Origin of the sequence: Anaerobiospirillum sp. NML120511, from assembly GCF_023050955.1 — a bacterium.
In the GTDB taxonomy this organism is placed as follows: domain Bacteria; phylum Pseudomonadota; class Gammaproteobacteria; order Enterobacterales; family Succinivibrionaceae; genus Anaerobiospirillum.
Window position 1 is genome coordinate 1 of the sequence record NZ_JALKIK010000106.1, and the last position, 1,560, is coordinate 1,560.

A 1,560-nucleotide genomic window follows, 5' to 3' on the forward strand; every position below is an offset into this window, starting at 1 on the left:
AGCAATCCCCGCCGCGAACAGCGGGAGGGACCTTGCTGCTGGAAGCGCCTGCGGCCTCTCTCCCCTTGGGGGCTTGTGCTTGAGTAGCGGGACTGGAAGCAATCCCCGCCGCGAACAGCGGGAGGGACCTTGCTGCTGGAAGCGCCTGCGGCCTCTCTCCCCTTGGGGGCTTGTGCTTGAGTAGCGGGACTGGAAGCAATCCCCGCCGCGAACAGCGGGAGGGAACAGGCTGCACGTGGCGCTGTGACCCGCTATCCATTACTCCCTGCATTACTCATAGGATTGTGAACAGCTCCAGCACCTGTTAAGCGCATACGAGCTTATAGACACTCTCTGATTGTGGCCTTATTAACTTAATCGACTTAGTTGCTGTACTTACAGCTCAGGCATATGGAGTCTGCGGTCAAGGATTATGAGGGTTGACTATACCGTTTCTGCCGTTATGCGGCAGACAGCAGCAATGGGATGTCGTTTATTCGATGTTTGCGTTTTGAAACTTGGGGAAGGAGGGGTATACAAGGAGACTGTGTCAAATGATGCGATTCGTAGCCTTATACCAAGGTTAAAAATGGATAATGCAAGAGGCAGGGATGTTTATATTCGTCCTAGTTTGGATTATGAGCATGGTCTCATTCTTATGGATGATCTCTCTGCAGACTTAATTAACACTATGAAAAAATCGCGAATGGTCCCTGCTTGCGTAGTTGAGTCAAGTCCAGAGAATTACCAGATATGGGTCAAATTGCCATTTCCTCTGCCACATAACCTCAGGGGAAAAATTTCAAGGCTTATGGCAAGCAAGTTTGGCTCAGATCCTAATTCTGCTGATTATGCTCATCTTGGTCGCCTTGCTGGATTTAGGAACCATAAAGCCATACACCATGCGAAGTATGGAAGAGCCCCATGGGTGTTATGCCGTGATTCAAGCGGACTTGAGCTCAGCAAGGAGTTTGCCTGCAGGCTTATGTCTGAAGCAGAGTCAATACTCCAACCAGTATGCACTCTACATACGACTGGGAACCAAGTGAGCGCTATTGTTGATAGCCCTGTTTCAGTAGAGCTTGCTCATATGTGTTTCATAAATGAGTTTCGCAAACAGTCTCAGATATCCACAGATTTAAGTGTGTGTGACTTCAGAGCGTGTATGACACTAGCAATCTCAGGCTTTTCAATTCAGGATACTGCAAATGCTTTGTTACATTGCAGCCCTAATATCAACATCAGGAAAGCAGGACATGTTGATAACTATGTGAATAGGACAGTAAATAAGGCTTTTTCCGATCCCTTTGTTCAGGCTGAGCGGCTAAAAATTTCTCGATATGCTCAGCATCAAGATGACTTTGAGTTTGTCAGGTTCTCTTCTGATTAGATTCTGTCACTCTATGATCAGCCGAGCCTAGCAAACCAATAAGAAAGAACCCCGCTTGCTGCGTTGCAGCAAGCGGGGTTCTTTCATCAATTTTATTCATGGCAAGTGCTCATAATTGATTTCATTTTTATTCGGCCATTTTCATTATTTTATAAGTCTACATAATTCCCCAAAATATCGGTATGCTAACA

At 46.5% G+C, this 1,560-nt stretch carries 1 protein-coding gene; it reads left to right on the top strand.

All coding sequences use genetic code 11. From position 1 onward, the window contains the following. The first annotated feature begins 412 nt into the window (after nucleotides 1–412). Entirely contained in the window at nucleotides 413–1,369 is a 957-nt protein-coding gene (locus MXE39_RS12825; protein WP_246978946.1) for a DNA-primase RepB domain-containing protein, read from the top strand. Nucleotides 1,370–1,560 lie beyond the last annotated feature (191 nt).